Source organism: Polaromonas sp. P1_G2, assembly GCF_056405515.1.
In genome coordinates this window covers 1-4616 of record NZ_JBFUBY010000304.1, presented here as the reverse complement: position 1 = coordinate 4616, position 4616 = coordinate 1, and the positions used below count along the sequence as shown (strand labels likewise).

Sequence of the window (4616 nt, the reverse complement as noted above, 5' to 3'; positions counted from 1 at the left end):
GCCCGATAGTGCCGACAGCAGGCAACCCGCCATGATGGTCACGTAGCCCAGCCCGCCCTTGACGTGGCCGACCAGCGCCATCGCCAGGTTGACGATGCGGCGCGACAGGCCGCCGACGTTCATGATCTCGCCGGCCAGCATGAAGAAGGGCACGGCCAGCAACGGGAAGCTGTCGGCGCCGCCGACCAGGTTCTGCGCCAGGATCTGCGCGTCGAACAGTTGCAGGTGCCACATCAGGGCGACACCGCTGGCCAGCAGCGCAAACGCGATGGGAATGCCCAGGGCCATGGCGGCCAGCAGCGAGCCGATGAAAATGAAGATGGTCATGGCCGTGCTCCCACGGTGTTGTCCGGCTGGCGCGCATCGTCCAGCACCTGCTTGAGCTGCACGGCCTCTTCCGACTCCTGCACCATGACCAGTTCGTCCTCCGACAGCTGGCCGGTGATGACCTTCCACAAATCCAGCAGCAGCAGGCCGCACGCAAGCACGCCGAACACGAGACCCGAGAGGTAGACGATGGACATGGACCAGCCGGTCGTCGGCGCCGTGACGTCCCAGTTGATCTTGACCTGCTCCCAGCTGCCCATGGCCAGCAGCACCACGATGAAGATCATCAGTGCGTGGCCGATGATGAGGCAGATCTTTTTGCCGATGACCGGCAGCCGCCCCACCACCATGTCGATGCCGAGGTGGCCGTGTTCACGCAGTGCGACCAGCGCTCCGAGAAAGGTGCCCCAGATGAACAGCCAGCGTGACAGCTCTTCGGACACCGTGATGCCCGAGTTGAAGCCGTAGCGCAACACGACGTTGCCGAACACCAGCACGACCATGATGGCCAGGCCGAGGGCGATGAGGAACTCAATGCCTTTGCAGGCCTTGTCGACGAACTTGTCCATGTCAGTTTTGCACGATGGGGGCCTGCGCTTCGCGCGCGATGTCGGTCACGACCCGAAGGCCCTGCAGGTAGGAGCGCGGGCCGAAGCCCTGGATCGTGCCCTTCACCGCCGGCGAGATGATCGAGTGGTGGCGCCAGGGCTCACGTGTCGCGAGGTTCGACATGTGCACCTCGACCACCGGGAAGGGCATGGCCTTGATCGCGTCATGCAGCGGCACGCCGTGCTGCGTTAAGCCGGCAGGGTTGACCAGCGCGCCCTGCGCCGTGTCGATGTGCTGGTGCAGGAAATCAATCAACGCCCCTTCGTGGTTCGACTGGATGGTTGCTAGCGTCACGCCCAGCTCTCCGGCCAGTGTTGCCAGCATGTCGTTGATCTGTGCGAGCGTCGTGGTGCCGTAGATGTGGGGTTCGCGGCGGCCGAACAGGTTCAGGTTCGGCCCGTGGAGCACAAGTATTTTCATGGCAGTCAGAACTTCGACACGCGTTCCAGCTCGGACTTGAAGAGGGCCACGATGGCCGGGTCATACGCGGCGGAGAACTTCTCGTAGACGGGACGCACGTCGGCGCGCATCTTGGCCAGCTCGGCGGGCGGAACGTCGTTGTAGAGCATGCCCTTGGCCGTGAGCTCGCCCAGGGCCTTGGCCGAGACTTCACGGCTGACCACGCGCTGCCAGTTTTGGGCTTCGATGGCGGCGTCCTGCAGGATTTTGTGCTCGGTCGCCGAGAGCTTGTCCCAGAAGCGCTTGCTGATCTGGATCGGGTTGGTGGCATAGACGTGGTTGGTGCCGCTCACGTACTTCTGCACTTCATAGAACTTGCTCGAGGCAATCACCGCGAAGGGGTTTTCCTGGCCATCCACAGCCTTGCTTTCGAGCGCGCCGTACAGCTCGGCAAAGGGCATAGGCACCGGGTTGGCCTTGAAGGTCTTGAAGGTTTCCAGGAACACCGGGTTCGGGATCACGCGCAGCTTCAGGCCTTCCAGGTCGGCGCCCTTCATGATGGGGCGCTTGCTGTTGGTGACGTTGCGAAAGCCCAGGTCGAAGAAGCCCAGCACGATCACGCCCTTTTCAGGCAGTTTGGCGGTGAGCATCTTGCCCAGGGGGCCGTCGACCAGCGCGTCAGCCTGTTTCGCATTGGCGAAGAGGAAGGGAAAATCGAGCAGGCCGAATTCCTTGACGATGCCGTTCAGCGACGTCGTCGAGGCCACCAGCATTTCCTGCACGCCACCCTGCAGCGCGGATTGCTGCTGCAGCTCGTTGCCGAGCTGGGAGGCCGCGAATTCCTGCACCTTGATCTTGCCGCCGCTCTTGGCGGCGACGATCTCGGCGAACTTGCGCACGCCCAGGCTGGTCGGGTGGTCGGGGTTGTTCAGGTGGCCGAACTTGATGGTGCGTTCCTGGATGTCCTGGGCCATGGCGGTGGTCGAGAGGCCCAACAGGGCGGCTGCGGCCAGGGCGAGGGTGCGGCGGGTGAAGCGAAGTGAGGGCATCGGCGTCATGGAAGGTTCCTTTTGTCTCGGATTTGAATAGTGGAAAGTGAGCGGACGGGCAGCGCCGATACGCGCGCCACCCTCAGGGCAGGCTGGATCATCAATCAATGTGGAAAGTCTTTCCATTATGGAAAACCATTATCATTCCGTGATTGGCCCGGCCGCAAAGGCGTGGCCAAATAGCGCCATGCCTTTGCCTGAACACGTCATTTCTCCATGAGCACCCTTCTCGAACGAAGCTTCAAAACCCTGGAGCATCTGGCCGTGCACCCCGAGGGGCAAACCGTCTCCATGCTTGCCGCCACGCTCGACATGCCGCTCAGCGCCACCCACCGGCTGCTGGCCGAGCTGTGCCGCTGCGGTTATGTGCGCCAGGTGCGTGAGCAGGGCGAATACGTTTTGACCATCAAGCTCGTGTCGCTGGGCCTGGGCTTTTTGAGCGCGTCGGGCGTGGTTGATGTGGCGCAGCCGCTGCTCGACAGCCTGGCCGAAGAATCGGGCGAGCTGGTGCGCCTGGCCGTGGTCGACGGTGACGACCTCACCTTTGTCGCCAAGGCTCAGGGCGCACGCCGCGGCCTGCGTTACGACCCCGACATGGGCCTGTCGGTGCGCCTCTCGTGCAGCTCCGCCGGCCACGCCTGGCTGTCGACCCTGAGCGACGAAGAAGCCATGCGGCTGGTAGCGAAACAGGGCTTTGGTTTACCCAAAGACTTCGGCCCCAAGGCCCCCACCACCGTCAAGGCGCTGCTGGCCTATGTGCAGGCAGCACGCAAGCGCGGCTTCAGCATGATCAACGAAGTGTTTGCCCCGCAGATGACGGCCATGGCCGCACCGGTGATGTCACCCACGGGTGCGATAGGCGTGGTCACCATCGCCGGCCCGCTGGTGCGCCTGACCGAGGCGCGCATGGAGGAGTTGTCGGAAGCATTGCTGGACACGGCCGAAAAGATTCGCTCGGCCAGCGGTGCGTCAGCCATGTTCAAGAAGCGGGCCTGAGCAGCGCCCGGGCGGGTCTGACGGCCAAGGAGGCTCACGCCTTGAAGACGGGGATCGTGCCGCTGGCGTTTCGCCGGTCGCCGGCCGCAAGCAGGAGCCGCCGCAAGCGCTCAATGTTGGCCTCACCCTTGGCCAGTGCGTCTGCGGAGGTGTGGACGGAGTAGCTCCCAAGATGCAAATCATGAGGATGGGGTGCCGCGGACCCAATCACGAAGATGGCGTCGCCGGTTGGGCCGGCCTTCAATTTGATCGGCTGGACTGCCTGCTCAAAAATGACCATTTCGCCGGCTTCGGCTGGGGTCTCCTCGATCAAATGACCGCTTGAAACCGCCAGCCAGGCAAGCGGCTCCGTCGAAGGCGGCGTGAACGTCCACTCGGTGCCGGCGGCCAGCCTCACCAGCAGGTAAGTCACACCCTCAGGGGCGCGTGCCGGGCTGCGGACGCCTTCGTAGCTGCCGAGAATCACGTGCGCCGGCCCGGCAGTCGGGACGTGCCTGGCTTCAAGGTACTGACTGTCCACGTTCTCGTGCTCCAGGTCGGAACGCAAGGCAATCCAGAGCTGAAATCCCTTGGCTCCCGGCGTCGTCCCGCCGGACAGCTCTTTGCCGTGCCACACGCCCTTGCCCGCGCGCATCCACTCGAAGCCACCGAAACCGATGTGGCCGGTTCCGTCTGTTGGGTCGTCGAATCTCAGGTCTCCGTCGGTGATGACGGTGATCGTTGCAAGTCCCGAGTGCGGATGAATGGAGAAACCTGCTCGCGGGTCGTGGAGGTCGACGTTAAAAAGGTCGAGAAACACGAAGGGCTTGAGCATGTGACCAAGGTCCGATGGGCTCATCAAGCGGGTGATCGGGCCGTGTGTAGTGCCGCGCGTCCTGAAGGTGACGCGGCGAAAGCTTTCGCCGGCGGAAATCGGCAGGTCGTTGAGGGGGTTCATGGTTTCAGGCCTCATCGGGTTTCGTAGTAGCCGCCGAAGTGTTTGATCGGTGACCAGGCGGGCAGGATCTCGGGCAATGCCGGCGAAAGCGGCTGGTAGTCCTGCGCGCCGTACACCACCCGGCCATCCATGACGGTCAAGACCGAGGCGATGGATTTGATCTGGGATTCCGCAACCTCGAAGTAGTCCCTGTCCAGCAGCACGAAGTCGGCAAGGTGGCCCGGGGCGATCATGCCCAACTCGGATTCGGCATTCATGAACCACGCCGCACCGCGGGTGAAGAGCTTCAGCGCTTCGGC

At 63.4% G+C, this 4616-nt stretch carries 7 protein-coding genes; 1 reads left to right on the top strand and 6 read right to left on the bottom strand.

The window, feature by feature from the left end; genetic code table 11:
* From AC1D0P_RS22115 to AC1D0P_RS22100, 4 genes are all read right to left on the bottom strand, one after another.
* Window positions 1-327, bottom strand: a 327-nt coding sequence (locus AC1D0P_RS22115; protein ID WP_477678712.1) for a TRAP transporter large permease subunit, incomplete at its 3' end; no start/stop codon positions are given.
* Entirely contained in the window at window positions 324-896 is a 573-nt protein-coding gene (locus tag AC1D0P_RS22110) for a TRAP transporter small permease (protein ID WP_477678711.1), read from the bottom strand. The genes AC1D0P_RS22110 and AC1D0P_RS22115, both read right to left, overlap by 4 nt.
* Before the next feature lies 1 nt (window position 897).
* Complete coding sequence (locus tag AC1D0P_RS22105; RefSeq protein ID WP_477678710.1) at window positions 898-1356, bottom strand: type II 3-dehydroquinate dehydratase; 459 nt, start codon at window positions 1354-1356, stop codon at window positions 898-900.
* Window positions 1357-1361: 5 nt separating this feature from the next.
* Window positions 1362-2393, bottom strand: coding sequence for a TRAP transporter substrate-binding protein (locus AC1D0P_RS22100; protein WP_477678709.1), 1032 nt, complete (start codon window positions 2391-2393; stop codon window positions 1362-1364).
* A gap of 207 nt (window positions 2394-2600) precedes the next feature.
* Here AC1D0P_RS22100 and AC1D0P_RS22095 point away from each other — a divergent pair, with 207 nt between their 5' ends.
* Complete coding sequence (locus AC1D0P_RS22095) at window positions 2601-3380, top strand: IclR family transcriptional regulator (protein ID WP_477678708.1); 780 nt, start codon at window positions 2601-2603, stop codon at window positions 3378-3380.
* 34 nt (window positions 3381-3414) lie between these two features.
* Here AC1D0P_RS22095 and AC1D0P_RS22090 read toward each other — a convergent pair whose 3' ends face one another.
* Together AC1D0P_RS22090 and AC1D0P_RS22085 are read right to left on the bottom strand one after the other, a co-directional pair.
* A complete protein-coding gene (locus tag AC1D0P_RS22090) occupies window positions 3415-4317 on the bottom strand; it encodes a pirin family protein (protein WP_477678707.1) in 903 nt (300 codons plus the stop codon).
* Between the two features lie 11 nt (window positions 4318-4328).
* Window positions 4329-4616, bottom strand: a 288-nt coding sequence (locus AC1D0P_RS22085; protein WP_477678706.1) for an amidohydrolase family protein, incomplete at its 5' end; no start/stop codon positions are given.

What these genes read in the sequence shown, in the direction of transcription:
- AC1D0P_RS22105 (WP_477678710.1), bottom strand. Translation starts at nt 1,356, where the DNA reads ATGAAAATACTTGTGCTCCACGGGCCGAACCTGAACCTGTTCGGCCGC.
- AC1D0P_RS22110 (WP_477678711.1), bottom strand. Translation starts at nt 896, where the DNA reads ATGGACAAGTTCGTCGACAAGGCCTGCAAAGGCATTGAGTTCCTCATC.
- AC1D0P_RS22095 (WP_477678708.1), top strand. Translation starts at nt 2,601, where the DNA reads ATGAGCACCCTTCTCGAACGAAGCTTCAAAACCCTGGAGCATCTGGCC.
- AC1D0P_RS22090 (WP_477678707.1), bottom strand. Translation starts at nt 4,317, where the DNA reads ATGAACCCCCTCAACGACCTGCCGATTTCCGCCGGCGAAAGCTTTCGC.
- AC1D0P_RS22100 (WP_477678709.1), bottom strand. Translation starts at nt 2,393, where the DNA reads ATGACGCCGATGCCCTCACTTCGCTTCACCCGCCGCACCCTCGCCCTG.